Genomic DNA, 15,973 nt, shown 5'->3' with positions numbered 1-15,973 from the left:
CTCAGCCCTCGGGGCGTTCGGCGGCGGTGGCGATGTCGTCGAGATCGCGACGGAGCATGCGACGGGTCGGGCCTTCCATCATTTTGCCGATGAAGGCGGCGAAGCGGCCGACCTTGCCCTCGGGGACGCCTTCGAAACCCATTGCCAGCAGGGTGTTGGCGCCCTGCGCCGTGAGGGTGAAGATGGACCGGTAGTGGGTGCCGTGCGAATCGGCTTCCGTGGTGTAGGACTGGCCGGGCACGACGGCCGTCACGGTCATCGTCTCGGTGGCTTCCTTGCCGAGCATCACCCGGGTTTCCCGCCAGGAGGTGCCGACGCCGAAACCGGTTCCGCCGTCGAGGCGTTCCAGCCGGGTCATGCCCCTGATCACCTCGGCGGTGCGATCGATATCGGTGATCACTGCCCAGACTCGCTCCGCTGGCACGGCGATCTCGCGGGTAACCGTGATCATCGACAAAGCGCCTCCTCCGACCGCCTGCACCCGGCCGTAGTTCGGCCGAACTACGGCACTTTCTATCAGCCCGCGGCCGGATACGCGAGCTGCCTGCTCGGCGACGTGCCGCCGGGTTCAGCCGCCGAGGTTGTACTCGGTGCAGCCGTTGCGCGACTGCCGCGACCAACTCGACCTACTCTTGGTCACGCAATCGGACGGCGTCGCTCAGTAGGATCGATTCCGCTGTCGCTTGGATTCCGCTCCGGGTCGCGTTCGATCAGAAGGATGGCCGATGCTGCGTTTCTTCCTGTTCGGTGCGCTGGTACCCGCGATGCTGATCGTCGGCTTCGCCACGGTGATCGGCGGCTGGGCCTGGTCGGTCGTGCTGATCTTGCTCGGCGCGCTGCTGCTGCTCGGGGTCTACGACCTGCTCCAGCGCAGGCACTCGTTGCTGCGGAACTACCCGCTGATCGGACATCTGCGGTATCTGCTCGAAGAGATCCGGCCCGAGATCCAGCAGTACTTCGTGGAGCGCAACTTCGACGGACGCCCCTACGACCGCGAGGTCCGCTCGACAATCTATGAGCGCGCCAAGGGAATTCACGGTGAGCAGTCGTTCGGCACCGAGCGCGACCTCAGCGCGATCGGCAGCGAGTACCTGGTGCATTCGATCGCTCCGGTGCCCGAACCGGCGGAGCCGCCCCGGGTCTTGGTGGGCGGGCCGGACTGCACCCAGCCCTATGCGATGTCGCTGATGAACGTCTCGGCGATGAGCTTCGGCGCGCTCTCGGGCAATGCCATCCGCGCGTTGAATCACGGTGCGGCCCTTGGCGGTTTCGCACACGACACCGGCGAGGGCGGACTCACCTCCTACCACCTCGACGGCGGCGGCGACCTGATCTGGGAACTGGGCTCGGGCTACTTCGGCGCGCGCACCGCGGCAGGCGATTTCGACCCGGCACAGTTCGCCGACAAGGCCGCCGACGACCGGGTCAAGGCGATCTCGCTGAAGCTCAGCCAAGGTGCGAAACCAGGTATCGGCGGCGTGCTGCCCGCCGCGAAGGTTACCGCGGAGATCGCGGGCTTCCGCGGCGTGCCCGAGCACGTGAAATGCGTGAGCCCACCGATGCATTCGGCCTTCTCGACGCCGCGCGAGATGATCGAGTTCATCGCGCGGCTGCGCGAGCTCTCCGACGGTAAGCCGGTCGGGTTCAAACTCTGCGTCGGCTCCCGGATCGACGTGCTCGCCTTCTGCAAGGCGATGCTGGCCGAAGGCATCACCCCGGACTTCATCACCATCGACGGCGCCGAGGGCGGAACCGCCGCCGCGCCACTGGAATACGAGGACCACGTCGGTCTGCCGCTCACCGACGGGCTGATGACCGTGCACAACGCACTCGTCGGCACCGGGCTGCGCGACCGGATCTCACTCGGTGCCAGCGGAAAGGTCGCCACCGCAAGCGATATCGTCATCCGCCTCATCCAGGGCGCCGACTTCACCAATTCCGCGCGGGCGATGATGATGGCGGTCGGCTGTATCCAGGCGATGGTCTGCCACACCAACAAGTGTCCCGTGGGCGTCGCCACCCAGGACCCCAAGCGCTCCCGCGCACTCGACGTGGTGGACAAGAGCATTCGCGTCCAGCGTTACCAGCAGGCGGTCGTCGCACAGGCCGTCGGCCTGATGGCCACCCTCGGCGTCCAGCACCCGGCCGACCTCACGCCACACATGCTCCGTAAACGGGTTTCGGCCACGACCGTCCGTTCCTACGCCGAGCTGTACGAATGGCTCACGCCCGGTGCGCTTCTCGCCGAAACCCCGGCGGCCTGGCGCGAGGACTGGAACTATGCCTCGGCCGACTCGTTCCGGATCAACGCGCCGCATCCCGCCGCCCGGTGTGTCAGGCGACGGCCTCGTCCTGGTCGCTCGTAAAGCCGCGGTGCGAGCCGGGCCCGTAGCCGGGCACATTGATGCCCGGCACATCGGCACCCAACGCGATGATCTGATTGAGCGTGTTGTGATGCTGCTGTACTCCGGCGATCTGGCCGTCGTGGAAGCGGATTTCACTGAGAAACGTTGCGTGGTAGGGACGTTGGCTCTCCAGCGCGGTGAAGTCGCCCTCGATGTTGGCGAACCAGGCGTGCGGTGCGGCGAACGGGCGCACGGCGATGCGGCAGAGGCTGCCCGGCTGCCACAGTTCGGTGCTCCACCAGAGCATGCTTTCGCCCAACTCCGCGCGGCCCTCGATGGTGTCCGGCAGGCCGGGCAGCTGCCACGGTGCGTGGAATCGCACGTCGGCGGTGACCAGGTCCAGGATCTGCTCGTGGTCCTGGAGGAACAGCAGTTCGTAGAAGCGTTCGATCGCGGCACGTTCGACGGCGGCGTCGGGCAGTCCGGCGGCAGTGCTCCGGCTACCGATACGTCTCCGGTCCTGCGGAGCGGTTGTCATGCTGATCATCACAAGCCCTTCCCATCATGCCGGTCGATCGCTCGAAGATGAGTCAGCAAATCATGAGCAAACATGAACCGTCAATGAGCATGCGGCGAATCCGCTGTGGCGCTCGCCACTGGTCAGCACCGGTTCCGGCCACCTGCCATGACGCGTGTCCGTTTGCCGATCAGTGACGGCGGTCATAGCCTTGGGTTGTTCGCATGGAGGTCGAGCCGCGTCAACGAAGCCGGGGTTCGGCGAACACCGCGGGGGCGAAGTTGTACCGCTATACCTGATCGGGAGCTTTCCGATGTCGACGATTCTCTATGTGCTTCTCCAGCCGTTCCTCGGCGAACAGGCCGCCCAGCAGTTGGCCACCGACTTCATGTTCGGCCCCAGTAACTGACGACTGTCCCGCGCGGGAAAACCACCGCCCACGGGCCGGTAAACTGCTGAGCGGGACAGTAAGTCGAGGGTGCGCAGCGGGAAGCGCACGGCGAACACAGGAGAAATCATGTCGAGTCGCCGCTTCCGATCCAGTGTTGCCGGGATTGTCATCCTGGTAACCGCACTGGTGGTTGCCGGTTGTTCAGCGTCGGAGTCGAAGAAGCCGGGATCGGCCGACCCCGCGCCGCCCGCTATCTCCATCACCCCGGCGTCTGGCGCGAAGGATGTCGATCCGAAGGCTCCGGTCCAGGTGACCGCGGGCGACGGCGTGCTGACCTCGGTCACCATGACCAATGAGAAGGGCAAGCCGATCGAGGGCATCCTCACGCCGGACAAGACGGCGTGGAAGCCCACCGAACCGGTCGGCTACGGCCACACCTACACGATCACCGCCGAGGGCCTCACGATCACCGGCCGCAGCGGCCCGGTCGCCTCGACGTTCTCCACGCTGACACCGAACAACCAGACCAAGGTCTACTTCGAGACCACCGGCGGCGGGCTGCTCGACGGCGGCACGTTCGGCGTCGGCGCCGTCATCGCCGCCCACTTCGACGAGGACGTGCCGGACCGGGCACTCGCCGAGAAGCGCCTGCAGGTGACAACCAACCCGCCGGTGGAAGGCTCGTGGTACTGGCTCGACAACCAGCACGTGCACTGGCGGCCCAAGGAGTACTACCCGTCCGGCACCAAGGTGAGCGTCGCGGCGAACATCTACGCGGTCGATCTCGGCGGCGGCCTGTACGGCCAGGAGGACACCAAGGCGTCCTTCACCATCGGCGCCTCGCACGTCTCCATCGCCGACGACAACAACAAGCAGGTCCAGGTCTTCGAGAACGGCAAGATGATCCGCTCCATGCCCACCTCGATGGGCATGGGCGGCAGCGAGAACGTCGGCGGCAAGACGATCACCTTCTGGACCCAGCCCGGCGTCTACACGGTGATGAGCAAGGCCAACCCGGTGATCATGGACTCGTCCACCTTCGGCCTGCCGGTCAACTCCCGGCTCGGCTACAAGGAAACCATCAACTGGGCGACCCGGATCAGCACCGACGGCATCTACCTGCACGAGCTGGCGTCCACGGTGTGGGCGCAGGGCAATACCAACACCTCGCATGGCTGCCTGAACCTCAGCCCGGAGAACGCGCGCTGGTTCTACGACTTCGCGGTCCCCGGCGATGTGGTCGAGGTCCGCAATACCGGTGGCGCGCCGCTCGATGTCTGGCAGAACGGTGACTGGGGCGTGCCGTGGGATCAGTGGCAGCAAGGCAGTGCACTCAAGTAGCAAGGCCAGCACCTGCTGACTGGCTCCCGACAAGTCGGGTAGGTGGCTCGTAGCGTCGAGGCGTGGACGAGAACCTAGCCATCGACCTCGCCGAGCTGCCCGCGCTGCTGGATGCGGTGCGCGAGTCGGCGACGGACATGTTGACCGGCATCGAGACGCGGCCGGTGGCGCTTGCACCGAAAGCGGTAGGGCCCGAGGAACTTCCGGAACACGGCGTCGGCCTGCGCGGTGCGCTCGCGCGATTCCGCGAGAGCTGGGAGCCGCAGTTCTCTGGTAGCGCGAGCCCGCGCTACTTCGGCTTCGTCACCGGTGGTGCCACCCCGGCGTCGGTCGCGGGCGACTGGCTGACCGGGGTGCTCGATCAGAACGCGATGTCGGGCGAGGACTCCTCGGCGACCGAGCTGGAACATCTGACGGTGGGCTGGATCGGGCGACTGTTCGGCCTGGAACGGCACACCGGGGCGTTCGTCAGCGAGGCGACCGTGTCGAACTTCGTCGGCTTGGCCATCGCGCGGGAGTGGCTCGGCGAACAGCTGGGAATCTCGGTGGCGCAGGCCGGAGTCGGCGCGCTCGGGCCCGTGCACGTGTTGTCGGGGACGCCGCATTCGAGCATCGTCAAGTCGTTGTCCATGCTCGGAATCGGGCGTGACAGTGTGCGATTGGTGCCGACCCTGCCCGGCCGGGAAGCAGTCGATTCGACTCGGCTCGAAGCGGCGCTCGAGGCGCTGGACGGTCGTCCCGCCATCGTGGTCGCCAATGCGGGCACCGTGAACACCGTCGACTTCGACGACCTGCGTGCGATTGCCGCACTGCGCCAACGTTATCCGTTCTGGTTGCATGTCGACGGCGCGTTCGGCGCGTTCGCGGCGCTGTCGCCGGAACACGCCGAACTGGTCGACGGTCTCGGCGAGGCGGACTCGGTCTGCGTCGATCTGCACAAGTGGCTCAACGTGCCCTACGACGCGGCGGTGCAGTTCACCCGGCACCGGGATCTACAGCTGCGCGTCTTCCTGAATTCCGCCGCATACCTGACCGCGCCCACCGGCACACCGGATTTCGGGCATCTGGTCCCGGAGAACTCGCGGCGGCTGCGCGCGCTCGCCGCGTGGTTCTCGCTGACCGCGTACGGCCGCGACGGTCACCGGGATATCGTGCAGCGCAACATCTCCTGCGCGAACAGCCTCGTCGAGCAACTCACCGCGAGCGGGCTGCTGCGGCTCGTCGCTCCGGTCCGCCTCAATGTCGTCTGCTTCACGCTCGCTGACCGGCCGACCGTCGAACGGATCGACGCACTGGCCGACGCCGTCGCGCAGACCGGCGAAACCTTCTTGACACCAACGGTTTACGACGGACAACCCGCGCTGCGCGCCGCGTTCAGCAACTGGCGAACGACCGACACCGACGTGGATCGGGCGGCCAAGGCGATCGCCGCCGCGGCACTCGCGCTGTCCTGATCAGCTCGCCGCTTCCGTGGCGGGAGGCGGGTGGAAGCCGGGGCCGGGCTGCGCGTCGACGTCCCGGGGGTCGAGTTCTTTGCGGCAGTGCTCGCACACCATCAGTGGCGTGAGCGCGTGGCCGCAGGTGCGGTGTTCGAGGATGAGCGGCGGGCCGTCCGGATCGGCCAGGTGGCGGTCGCCCCAGGCCGACATGGCGATGATGATCGGGTAGAGCTCGCGACCCGCGGCGGTGAGATGGTAGTCGACACGGCCGCCGCCCTCGTCGGTGCGGGCGAAGATGTCCGCGTCGATCAGCATGCGCAGGCGGCTGGTGAGCAGGTTGCGGTTGGTGATGCCGATATTGCGGGCGAAATCGCTGAACCGGCGCACGCCGAAGAACGCCTCGGCGATGACCAGGATGGTCCACCGGTCGCCGAGCAGCTCGACGACACGGGTCACCGAATCATCGGCCGGGCGTCGGATGGTCATCCGGATATCTTCGCATTCGTCGGTGGTATTGCATTCCTACCGTCAGTATCGGAATAATACTACTTGTCCGAGCGCGGCAAGCGCACCATGGGCGTAGCCGGTTGCGGCCGGGCCCTTCAGGTGGGAGTTCCCATGACGTCAGCAGATCAGTCGACCGCCGACTATGTCGGCTTGCTCGACCCCGCGGTGCGGCCGAACCCGTATCCCCTGTTCGCCCGGCTGCGGGAGCGCGGGCCGTTCCGGATCGGCAGCGCGCCGGTCGTCATCGTGCCCGGCCACGCCGACTGCACGGCTGTCCTGCGCGACCCCAGGGTGAGCGTCGACCGCTCGCTGGCGAAGCTACAACTCGGCTCGATGCCGATCTACGATGCGACGAAAACCACTGCGGAGCAGGTAAAGCCGTCGTTCCTGTTCCTCGATCCGCCGGATCACACCCGGCTGCGGCGGTTGGTGTCGAAGGCGTTCACCCCGCGCGTGGTGCAGCAGCTCGAGCCGCGGATCACCGAGATCGTCGACGACATCCTCGACAAGCACTCGGCGGCAGGGACATTCGACGCCGTCACCGAGTTCGCCTATCCGCTGCCGGTGACCGTGATCTGCGAACTGCTCGGCGTGCCGTTGGAAGACGAAGCGCAGCTGAGTCATTGGTCGTCGCTGCTGGCCCGCACCTTGGATCCGACGTCGCGTCAGGCCGCCGAGTTCCGGGCCGACCCGGCCGAATTGCAGCGCGCCGGAACCGAACTCAGCGTCTACTTCGAGCGGCTGACCGAACGTCGCCGCGCCACGCCGGGGCCGGATCTGCTTTCGCAGCTACTCGCGGCGGAGGACGCCGGGGACATGCTCACCCATGAGGAGCTGATCTCGACCTGCGCGCTGCTGCTCGTCGCCGGGCACGAGACCACGGTCAACCTCATCGCGAACGCGACCCTCGCGCTGCTCCGCCGCCCCGACGAGCTTGCTGCCCTGCGCGCGAATCCCGAACGGGCACAGGGCGTTGTCGAGGAGACGCTGCGCTTCGATCCGCCGGTGCAGCTGATCCCGCGCATCGCCGCCGACGATCTGACGGTGGGCGAACTCGCCGTCGCGCGCGGCGATCTGGTGGTGATGCTGGTCGCCGCCGCGCAGCGCGACCCCGCCGTGTTCCCCGACCCGGACCACTTCGACCCGGCACGCGACAACCGGCATCTGGCCTTCGGACTCGGCGCCCACTTCTGCCTGGGCGCTCCGCTGGCCCGGCTCGAGGCGCGCGTGGCACTCACGCGGTTCGCGCAACGCCTCGAAGCACCGCGGCTGACCACGGATCCGCCGGTCTATCGCGAGCACGTGAATCTGCGCGGCCCGGCGCACATGCCGATCGAGTTCGCGGCGATCCTGCCGCGCTGATCAGCCGTCGTAGGACACGTGCGGTGTCCACTCGTCGAGGGGCCGGACGGCGGCGGCGTGCAGCGCCTCGGCGACCCGCTCCCTGGTGAACGCGCCCTCGCCGAGCACCCCGTTGATCTGCACCGCCACGGCCCGAAACCCCTTGGGCGCCAACGTGGTATCGAAGCTGGTGACCAGATTGCGGACCGCCGCCTTCTGCACGCCGAGCGACGCGGCCTGATTCCACGGCTTGTCCGCCGCCGCGCTCCCGGTGACCAGCACCCGTGCGCCCGCGGCGAAGAACGGCAGCGCCGTCTGGACGGCGGGCAGCAGCGCGGCGGCGCCGATGGTGAAGTCCTCGATCAACTCCGGCACCGACAGCTGCAACGGATCCGACTGCCGGAACATGCTCGGGTTGAAATGCAGCACGTCGATCCGGCCGTGCTGCTCCCCCACCACGGCCACCACGCGAGCCACGTCGGCAGGGTCGGACAGATCCACGCCGACGCCCTCCGCGTCGAAGCCCTCGCCGCGTAACTGTTCGGCCAGCGGCTCGGCCTCCTCGGGCAGCCGACAGGCCAGGAACACCGCATAACCGTCGGCGGCGAAGAGGCGGGCAACGGCCAATCCGACACCGGGACCGGCGCCGAGCACGAGAAGCACGGGAGCAGACATGATCTCGAGCCTAGAGGCGACGAGGTGTGGCTACATAACCGCCGATGATCTGGGTATTACGCGCGCGTGCGTACTCTCGAACGAGTCGGACTAAGGAACAAGACGGCGAGGAACGATCCGTGGCGCGAGTGCCGAGAAAAGCGCAGGGCACAGAGTCTGCGGCGTTGAACGATGACGACACAGTCGAGTTTGCCCGGGTCACCGACCCGCCCGCGAGTCGCGCGCGCCATCGGCGGGCCGCGCCGAAAGCGGGCAAGGTGGCGGCGAAACCGCACCGGTTCCGGGGTGCGGCGAAGGTCGCGGTCCGGGTCGTCGTCTCGGTCACCGCGCTCGCGGTGCTGTCCGGGACCGGGTTCGCGTGGTCGGCCAAGCTCGACTTCAACAACGGGTTCGGCCGTTCCGACGCGATCGGCGAGGACGCGCCACACTCGCTGGGCGGCGACCTCAACGTCCTGCTGATCGGCCTGGACACCCGCAAGGATCAGAACGGCAACAACCTGCCGAAGGAGATCCTCGACCAGCTGCACGCGGGCGACAGTGACGACGGCGGCTACAACGCCAATTCGCTCATTCTGCTGCACATTCCGGCGGACATGAAGAAGATCGTCGCGTTCTCCATCCCGCGCGACGACTACGTCGCGGTCTCCGGCATCCCCGGTTATGACCACGTCAAGATCAAAGAGTCGTATGGACTGAAGAAGGCGGACGCGGAGGCCAAGCTGATCGCCAAAGGCGAGAAGGACCAGGTCACCCTCGAACGCGCGGGCCGCGAGGCCGGACGCGCGTCCATCGTGTCCACGGTCCGCAACCTGACCGGCGTGCCGATCGACCGGTTCGCCGAGGTCGCCCTCGCCGGTTTCTACCACCTGGCCGAGGCGCTCGGCGGCGTCGACGTGTGCCTGAACAAGGCCGTCGACGACAGCTACTACTCCGGCGCGAAGTTCCCCGCCGGGCCGCAGCACCTGAACGGTTCCGACGCGCTCGCGTTCGTCCGCCAGCGCCACAACCTGGAGAACGGCGACCTCGATCGGACGCACCGGCAGCAGGCGTACCTCACCTCGGTAGCCAAGTCGCTCAAGGATTCCGGGACGCTGACCAATCTCGGCAAACTCGGCGAGCTGATGAAGGTGGCGCACCAGGACGTGGTGCTGTCCGAGGGTTGGGACCTGCTCGATTTCGCCAAGAACATGGGGGCCGCGGGCTCGATGTCGGTCGAGTTCCGGACGCTGCCGGTGTTGCGCTACGACAACATCAACGGCCAGGACGTCAACATCATCGATCCGGCCGCCATCAAGAAGGAAGTGCGGGCCGCGTTCGGGGTCGAGACGCCGAGCAGCACCCCGGCGCACCCGCCGACCAGCACGGTCGACGTGCGGAACGCGGGCAGTGCGGCAGGCATGGCGGCGAAGCTGTCCGCCGCGCTGACGAACCGTGGCTATCGCGAGGGTGTGGTCGACAACCTCGGCAGTTCCATCACCACGACGACGGTCACCTATGGCGTGGGTGCCGAGGCGGACGCCACCCAGTTGGCCGAGACGCTCGGCGGACTCACTGCAACCGCCTCGTCGAACGTCACAGCTGGCCACGTCCAGGTCATCATCGGGAGTGACTTCACGATGCCCACCGAGTTGACGTCGAGCTCGACCTCGACCACTCCGACGACACCGTCGACCACGACAACAACCACGGGCGAGCCGGCCCCCGACTCCGGCAAGCCCGTCACGACGACGATCGGCAGCACGATCCCCTGCGTGAACTGACCGCTATTCGACGAACGCCTTGATCCGGTTCAACGTCTCGCGCATCCCGTTGACGTTGGTCTTGTTCCGCGCCCGACCCGCCAGCAGCCAGTACACCCGCAACGCCGGGTTGCTGTGCAGGTGGAACGACTCGGTGACATCGGTGCCACCCTCGACCGGCTCGAATCGATAGGTCCAGGTGTTGATCGACATCCCGCCGGGCCCGAGCACCGTGAAAGCGAATTCACGCCCCGGCTCGGACGCGATGATCCGGCACACCGTCCAGTACTTCAGGCCCCAGCCGTTGCGGTTGACGTGCCCGCGGAACTTCACCCCGACGGCAGGTCCGGTGGCGCCGCCGAGCCATTCGGCGGCGAAGGTCTCCGGACTGAATCGTCCGGTGTTCGTGATATCGCTGACCAGCTCCCAGATCTGCTCGGCGGGCGCGGCCATTCGCACTGTCACACTGTCCTGCATGCTCGAACGCTAGCAGGAGTAAGCACATCGTTACCGGGTGTCGGAAATCGGTGTCAGTGCGTCGAATGCGGCGTCCCAGCGGTCCGGGTCGGCCAGCAGTGCACCGGGCGGCAGCTCCCAATAGGCGGCGAGCAGGTCATAGCCGAGGTGTGCGGTGGCGGCGTGTGTCGGCCAGTGCGCGCCGGTCCATTTCGGATCCTCGGTGGCCGAGTCGATTCCGGTGCGTGCGACGCCGACCAGTCCGAATTGCAGCTGTTGGGTCAGTGCGACGGCGGGGCACCGGCCGGTTCGGTGCGTGACAGTTCCAGGAGGGCGCGGGCGACGGCGCAGACCCGGATCTCGATCCAACGGAAGGTGCGGCGATGCGCGCGCGGCACGACGACGTGCGGGACGAGCACCGCCACGCCGACGCCGATCACGGTCTCGATGAAGCGATCTCGGATCAGCGGCGCGACGGCGCCGTCGGGTGTCGAGCCGACCGCGAGCAGCGCGATCGGGGTGATGAAGATCGCGGCGAGCGCGTAGTTGCGCGGCACGAACAGCTCCATGCAGAACAGCAGCGCGGCCACCAGCGCGATGAGCGCGTAGCCGGTGAGCGCGAGCTGGTGCACCACACCGAAGAGCACCAATCCGACGACGGTGCCGACGAAGCGGTGGATGCCACGCACCTTGCCGCGGACTCGATCGGGGCCGATCTGCAACACCATCAGCGCGGTGAACACGGCCCAGTGCGGTCGGTCCTGGCCAAGCAGTGCGCTGAGTCCGCCCGCAACCAGGCAGGCGACGCCGACGCGGAAGGCGCTGATGGTGGCGTGCGAATCGAACGACAGTGAGCGGCGCAGCCGGAACCAGACACCGGGGCGGACGAACGAGATCAGCGGGTCGACGACCAGGTCGTTGGTGTCGTCGTAGGCCGGACCGGCGAGCCGCCGCCGGGCCGCGACCAGGGTGGCCAGTAGTTCCGAATCCGGGGTCCGGCTCGGCAATCCCGCGTCGTAGACCGCGGCCCAGGCTTCGGCGACCGCGCCGCCCGCCTGATGCCGGAGATCGATGGCCGGTTGTCCCGATGCCCGCGCCGACAGGTAGGCGTCGACCGCGCGGATCGCGGCCTCGACGGCAACCCGCTCAGGCTTGCGACGGTCACGCAGCACACCGGCCATCGACGCCAACACCGATGCGCCGACACCGAATGCCGTGCAGGACAACAGCGCCGTCGTCGAGATGCCCGCCTCGGCGGCCATCATCGCGCCGCCGCACGCGATCACGAAGAGCAAGGCACCGGGCGGACCGAGCCGCAGCGCGTCGATCGCGTAGACGGCGACCACCGCGACGAGCGTCAGCATCGCCACCGTCAGCAGCGAAGCGCCGAGCCCACCGGAGAGCCCGTGGCCGAGCAGCGCACCGACACCGCAGGACGCGAGCAGCGCGAGACCGGCGGCGAGCACCACCCCGGCACGCATGCGATACGCCCTGCGTTCCCCGTACATCACCGCGAAGGCACCGAACAGCACGAACAACGCCTGCCTCGGATGGCCCGTCGCGACGACCACCGCGGCGGGCAGCGCGAAGGCCAGCGCGGACCGCAGGCCGGGGCTCCAGCGCCGTCCCGCAGGCGGAAGCGCGAACAGCAGCGAGCCGATTCGTCCCTGCGGCGGCAGCGGGTCGGAGACCGACTGGACCATGTACTTCCTTCCTGTTCGTCAAGCGGGGTTGCCGTTCCACCGTATGCGCGTGACGGCCACCACTGGACACACGGTCCGCCGCGCGTCGGCGCGGCTAGATTCGAAGAGGTGACCGCTGACGCTCAGACCACCCGCATCCATTCGTTCACCGACGACGCGCTCGGCGAGCACGATGCGGTCGCGCTGGCCGAGCTGGTGCGCAGCGGGGAACGAAGTCCACGGGAGCTCGCCGCGGCGGCGGTGCAGCGGGCGCGGCAGGTCGAGGAGTTGGCGGCGGTCGCGTACGAGAGCTACGAGAAGCCGCTGCTGCCCGCCGCGCGAACCGGCCGGTTGTACGGGGTGCCGACGTTTGTGAAAGACAATGCCGACATCGTCGGGATGCCGACCAATCACGGCAGTCAGGCGTTCCAGGCCAAGCCCGCGCAGCAGCACGGCGGGTATGCGCGCCAATTCCTCAGTGCCGGAATGACGGTGCTCGGCAAGAGCACGCTGCCCGAGTTCGGATTCAATGCGACCACCGAACCGCCGTTCGCGCGGCCGACCCGAAACCCTTGGCACACCGGCTATTCCGTGGGCGGCTCGTCCGGTGGGTCCGCCGCGCTGGTCGCGTCCGGAGTGGTGCCGATCGCGCACGGCAATGACGGCGGTGGGTCGATCCGCATTCCGGCGGCCTGTGCCGGGTTGGTCGGGTTGAAGCCGAGCCGGGGGCGGCACATCGATTCGGCGAACGCACGCAAGCTGCCGGTCAATATCGTGAGCGAGGGCGTGCTGACCAGGACGGTGCGCGATACGGCGGCGTATACCGCTGCGGCGGAACAGTATTGGAGCAATCCAGCGCTGCCGTCGATCGGGTATGTCGAGGGGCCTGGTTCGAAGCCGTTGCGCATCGCACTGCTGCTGGAGAACATCGGTGGCACAGTGCCCGCGGGCCCGATCCGGGACGCCGTCGAAAGAATTGCTGCCACACTGGAATCCCACGGTCACCACGTCGAGCAGGTGCCCATGCCATTCGACGACACGCTCGAGACGGCGTTTCTTCAGTACTGGGGTCTACTAGCCACCTTCGTCGCCTCCACCGGAAAGCTGGCCGACCGCCACTTCGACCCCCGCCGCCTCGACGACCTCACCCTCGGCCTACGCCGATACTTCCTACGCAGCGCATGGCGCGCCCCGGTGATGCTGTACCGACTACGCGCCGCAGCCACCACTTACCAACGCGCCCTAGGCCCTTACGACGCCGTGCTACTCCCCACCCTCGGCCACGAGACCCCCGAACTCGGCTACCTCAGCCCCACCGTCCCCTTCGACGACCTACTCGATCGCCTCCGCACCTACGTGTCGTTCACCCCGATCAACAACATCACCGGCACCCCCTCGATCAGCATCCCCGCCGGCCTCACACCAACCGGTCTACCCATCGGCGTCCAATTCGCCGGCACCCACGGCAACGAACGCACCCTCCTAGAACTCGCCTACCTCCTCGAAGCCGAGCAACCCTTCCCGAGCCTGAACCACTAGCCCCCGCAAACCATTTCGGAACTTCGCACACCACTTTCATCTGTCACACACCCACCAACACCCCAACAGGTGTGCGAAAGATCAAGCAGGTGTGCGAAGTACGCAACCACAACCAAAGGTGAGCATCGAAGCGAGTCATCACTGTCGCTAAACGATCTCCACCAGCAACCATATGACTCACTTAATGTTGAAAATGCCCTCAACGCCACCACAGCCAGATGACCACGCTGGAACCCCGACTCCACGCACCTGACATCCCCCTAAAGCCGGGTACGGCACACGACGCGCCCACACTACTCACGGGAAAACCGGGGTAGGTCTTCAGCTTTCACTGGACTGCTCACCTGGGAGTCCTTAGTTGTACCCGCCAAGTGGGTATACGCATCCGGTCCTTGGTTGTACTCACCAGGTCGGTACACAGGTCCCCGGGGAATGACCGAGTAGTGCTGGGCACGTCAGGTGGGTACCCGGCTTTCTTTGTCAGTCAGGTGTGTGGTGTGGGGGTTCCAGCGTGGTCATCTGGCTGTGGTTGCGTTTCGAGACTTGATAATCAGCGAATCTCGGGTCCCAGCGCGGGGATCTACCAGCCGAAAACTGGCGGTGTGGAGGGAGACTCACAGAGCGTGCGTACCTTTCACAGCGGGCGCCAACGCCTTGTGACAGGTGTGGGCGCTCTGTGGGTTCGGCGTGTGGCGGCGGGCGCGACGTCGATCAGCTCTGCCTGTTGGGGTGGGCCGGCTGGTTCGAGCGTGGCGAATCAGGAAGTGGCTGCCTTCGAGAGCTCACGCGCGGGGAGCTGCCAGGACACACCCTTTGTGTGAGGTGCACACCCCGTATACGGAAGTTGTCAACCTGCTTGAGACAGGTGTGTGTTGATTCCTGTTGGTTTTGGTAGCGCGGGTGGGTGTGGTCGGTACCGGAACCGTTGGGGATGTGCGCTCCAGTACCGATCCAAGTGTTGTTGGCGCTGCCGGTGGATAGTGGCGGCGGTGCCGTGGTGAACCGCGGCAGGGGTGTGGCGACCGAGTCCGCTGTGGCGGTGCTCGGTGGCGTAGCGGTGCAGGAAGCCGCAGGTCCATTCGCGGGCGGCCTCAATGCCCTCGAAGCGGTCGGGGCAGTCCAGGTCGTATTTGATTGTCTTGAACAGCGATTCGGAGAACGGGTTGTCGTCGCTGACTCGCGGTCGTGAGTAGGAGGTGAGCACGCCACTGGCGGTGAGGGCCTCTATCAGCAACGGCGACCGCATGACACCACCGTTGTCTGCGTGCACCACTTTCGGTGTCCCGCGGGCGGTGATGGCCTCGGTGAACATCTCCACGGCCAGTTGCCGGTCTTCGCTGTGCTCGATGCGCCAGCCCACCGGGTAGCGGGAGAACACATCGATCGCCAAGTAAAGCTTGTAACGGTCCTGGGTCCGGGGCCCCCGCAGTTCGGTGACATCCCAGGACCATAGGTCCCCGACCCCGGCCGCTACCGCTATCGGTGTGCGCCGCGACGGGCTGGCGCGGCGACCGGGGCCACGGACACGGCGGCGGTCACCGACCAAACCTGCCGCCTTGGCGACACGGTAGAAGCTGCGCTGCGAGCACGCGAGCCTCCCGGCGTCGAACGCCCGCCAATATGCTTGCACCACAGATAGATCCGAGTAATCGTCATCGGTGAGCACACACAGGATCTGCGCGCGCTCGTCGGTGGTCAACGCCGCTGGCTGATACCGCTGTGCCTGCGGGACCGGCACTACCACCGGCTGGTAGTGCCGATAGCCACGGCTGATCCGATAGAACGTCGACCGCGTCAACCCGAGCAACCCGCACCCCACCGTGACCGCGATGCCGATCCCGACCAGCGTGGCCACGGTATCGATCCCGACCAGCGTGGCCACGGTATCGATTAAGACAGTTTGTTGCGTTCGAGCCACTGCTTGTATTCGTCGGCGCTCATCAACGCCGGCGGGATCTGTTCGGTTTCCTCGGTCGAGCTGTCGTTGATCCCCGACAAGAG

Annotated in this window: 14 protein-coding genes; 6 read left to right on the top strand and 8 right to left on the bottom strand. The window is 66.9% G+C overall.

What is annotated here, in order from left to right:
• Window position 1 precedes the first annotated feature (1 nt).
• Window positions 2–451 carry an SRPBCC family protein gene (locus ACQPW1_RS08400; RefSeq protein ID WP_433662159.1) on the bottom strand — a complete coding sequence of 150 codons (450 nt, stop codon included), beginning with the start codon at window positions 449–451 and terminating at the stop codon, window positions 2–4.
• Between the two features lie 274 nt (window positions 452–725).
• On the opposite strand from ACQPW1_RS08400, the gene ACQPW1_RS08395 reads away from it, so the two are divergent.
• On the top strand, window positions 726–2,366 hold the full coding sequence (locus ACQPW1_RS08395; RefSeq protein ID WP_433662158.1) for an FMN-binding glutamate synthase family protein: 1,641 nt from the start codon (window positions 726–728) through the stop codon (window positions 2,364–2,366).
• Here the strand turns inward: ACQPW1_RS08395 and ACQPW1_RS08390 are convergent.
• The gene (locus ACQPW1_RS08390; protein WP_433662157.1) at window positions 2,335–2,883 is read right to left on the bottom strand and encodes a nuclear transport factor 2 family protein; all 549 of its coding nucleotides are present in this window, start codon (window positions 2,881–2,883) and stop codon (window positions 2,335–2,337) included. The genes ACQPW1_RS08395 and ACQPW1_RS08390 overlap by 32 nt on opposite strands.
• Before the next feature lie 496 nt (window positions 2,884–3,379).
• Between ACQPW1_RS08390 and ACQPW1_RS08385 the strand changes: the two genes are divergently transcribed.
• Complete coding sequence (locus tag ACQPW1_RS08385; RefSeq protein ID WP_433662156.1) at window positions 3,380–4,594, top strand: L,D-transpeptidase; 1,215 nt, start codon at window positions 3,380–3,382, stop codon at window positions 4,592–4,594.
• A gap of 62 nt (window positions 4,595–4,656) precedes the next feature.
• Window positions 4,657–6,048 carry a pyridoxal phosphate-dependent decarboxylase family protein gene (locus ACQPW1_RS08380; protein ID WP_433662155.1) on the top strand — a complete coding sequence of 464 codons (1,392 nt, stop codon included), beginning with the start codon at window positions 4,657–4,659 and terminating at the stop codon, window positions 6,046–6,048.
• Here ACQPW1_RS08380 and ACQPW1_RS08375 read toward each other — a convergent pair whose 3' ends face one another.
• Window positions 6,049–6,519 carry a winged helix-turn-helix transcriptional regulator gene (locus ACQPW1_RS08375; protein ID WP_433662154.1) on the bottom strand — a complete coding sequence of 157 codons (471 nt, stop codon included), beginning with the start codon at window positions 6,517–6,519 and terminating at the stop codon, window positions 6,049–6,051.
• Between the two features lie 132 nt (window positions 6,520–6,651).
• Between ACQPW1_RS08375 and ACQPW1_RS08370 the strand changes: the two genes are divergently transcribed.
• Window positions 6,652–7,902: a cytochrome P450 gene (locus ACQPW1_RS08370; RefSeq protein WP_433662153.1), complete on the top strand. Its 1,251-nt coding sequence runs from the start codon at window positions 6,652–6,654 to the stop codon at window positions 7,900–7,902.
• On the opposite strand, the gene ACQPW1_RS08365 is transcribed toward ACQPW1_RS08370, so the two are convergent.
• The gene (locus tag ACQPW1_RS08365; RefSeq protein ID WP_433662152.1) at window positions 7,903–8,556 is read right to left on the bottom strand and encodes an SDR family NAD(P)-dependent oxidoreductase; all 654 of its coding nucleotides are present in this window, start codon (window positions 8,554–8,556) and stop codon (window positions 7,903–7,905) included. It lies immediately after the preceding gene.
• A gap of 164 nt (window positions 8,557–8,720) precedes the next feature.
• Between ACQPW1_RS08365 and ACQPW1_RS08360 the strand changes: the two genes are divergently transcribed.
• On the top strand, window positions 8,721–10,316 hold the full coding sequence (locus ACQPW1_RS08360) for an LCP family protein (protein ID WP_433662151.1): 1,596 nt from the start codon (window positions 8,721–8,723) through the stop codon (window positions 10,314–10,316).
• A 3-nt stretch (window positions 10,317–10,319) separates the two neighbouring features.
• On the opposite strand, the gene ACQPW1_RS08355 is transcribed toward ACQPW1_RS08360, so the two are convergent.
• The 3 genes from ACQPW1_RS08355 to ACQPW1_RS08345 are packed head-to-tail and all read right to left on the bottom strand — an operon-like array spanning window position 10,320 to window position 12,454.
• On the bottom strand, window positions 10,320–10,772 hold the full coding sequence (locus ACQPW1_RS08355; RefSeq protein WP_433662150.1) for an SRPBCC family protein: 453 nt from the start codon (window positions 10,770–10,772) through the stop codon (window positions 10,320–10,322).
• A gap of 30 nt (window positions 10,773–10,802) precedes the next feature.
• A complete protein-coding gene (locus ACQPW1_RS08350) occupies window positions 10,803–11,120 on the bottom strand; it encodes a hypothetical protein (protein WP_433662149.1) in 318 nt (105 codons plus the stop codon).
• Window positions 11,033–12,454: an FUSC family protein gene (locus ACQPW1_RS08345; protein ID WP_433662148.1), complete on the bottom strand. Its 1,422-nt coding sequence runs from the start codon at window positions 12,452–12,454 to the stop codon at window positions 11,033–11,035. The genes ACQPW1_RS08350 and ACQPW1_RS08345 overlap by 88 nt, the downstream gene beginning before the upstream one ends.
• A 108-nt stretch (window positions 12,455–12,562) precedes the next feature.
• Here ACQPW1_RS08345 and ACQPW1_RS08340 point away from each other — a divergent pair, with 108 nt between their 5' ends.
• Entirely contained in the window at window positions 12,563–13,972 is a 1,410-nt protein-coding gene (locus tag ACQPW1_RS08340) for an amidase (RefSeq protein ID WP_433662147.1), read from the top strand.
• A gap of 847 nt (window positions 13,973–14,819) precedes the next feature.
• Here ACQPW1_RS08340 and ACQPW1_RS08335 read toward each other — a convergent pair.
• Window positions 14,820–15,854: a transposase gene (locus ACQPW1_RS08335; protein WP_433662146.1), complete on the bottom strand. Its 1,035-nt coding sequence runs from the start codon at window positions 15,852–15,854 to the stop codon at window positions 14,820–14,822.
• Window positions 15,855–15,973: the final 119 nt, after the last annotated feature.

The organism is Nocardia sp. CA-128927 (genome assembly GCF_050955855.1).
Classification (GTDB): domain Bacteria; phylum Actinomycetota; class Actinomycetes; order Mycobacteriales; family Mycobacteriaceae; genus Nocardia.
This window is presented reverse-complemented; position numbering and strand designations above follow the sequence as displayed.

Bases quoted from the DNA above. Each gene is read 5' to 3' on its own strand.
- ACQPW1_RS08400 (WP_433662159.1), bottom strand. From the start codon at position 451: ATGATCACGGTTACCCGCGAGATCGCCGTGCCAGCGGAGCGAGTCTGG.
- ACQPW1_RS08395 (WP_433662158.1), top strand. From the start codon at position 726: ATGCTGCGTTTCTTCCTGTTCGGTGCGCTGGTACCCGCGATGCTGATC.
- ACQPW1_RS08390 (WP_433662157.1), bottom strand. From the start codon at position 2,883: ATGACAACCGCTCCGCAGGACCGGAGACGTATCGGTAGCCGGAGCACT.
- ACQPW1_RS08385 (WP_433662156.1), top strand. From the start codon at position 3,380: ATGTCGAGTCGCCGCTTCCGATCCAGTGTTGCCGGGATTGTCATCCTG.
- ACQPW1_RS08375 (WP_433662154.1), bottom strand. From the start codon at position 6,519: ATGACCATCCGACGCCCGGCCGATGATTCGGTGACCCGTGTCGTCGAG.
- ACQPW1_RS08370 (WP_433662153.1), top strand. From the start codon at position 6,652: ATGACGTCAGCAGATCAGTCGACCGCCGACTATGTCGGCTTGCTCGAC.
- ACQPW1_RS08365 (WP_433662152.1), bottom strand. From the start codon at position 8,556: ATGTCTGCTCCCGTGCTTCTCGTGCTCGGCGCCGGTCCCGGTGTCGGA.
- ACQPW1_RS08355 (WP_433662150.1), bottom strand. From the start codon at position 10,772: ATGCAGGACAGTGTGACAGTGCGAATGGCCGCGCCCGCCGAGCAGATC.
- ACQPW1_RS08345 (WP_433662148.1), bottom strand. From the start codon at position 12,454: ATGGTCCAGTCGGTCTCCGACCCGCTGCCGCCGCAGGGACGAATCGGC.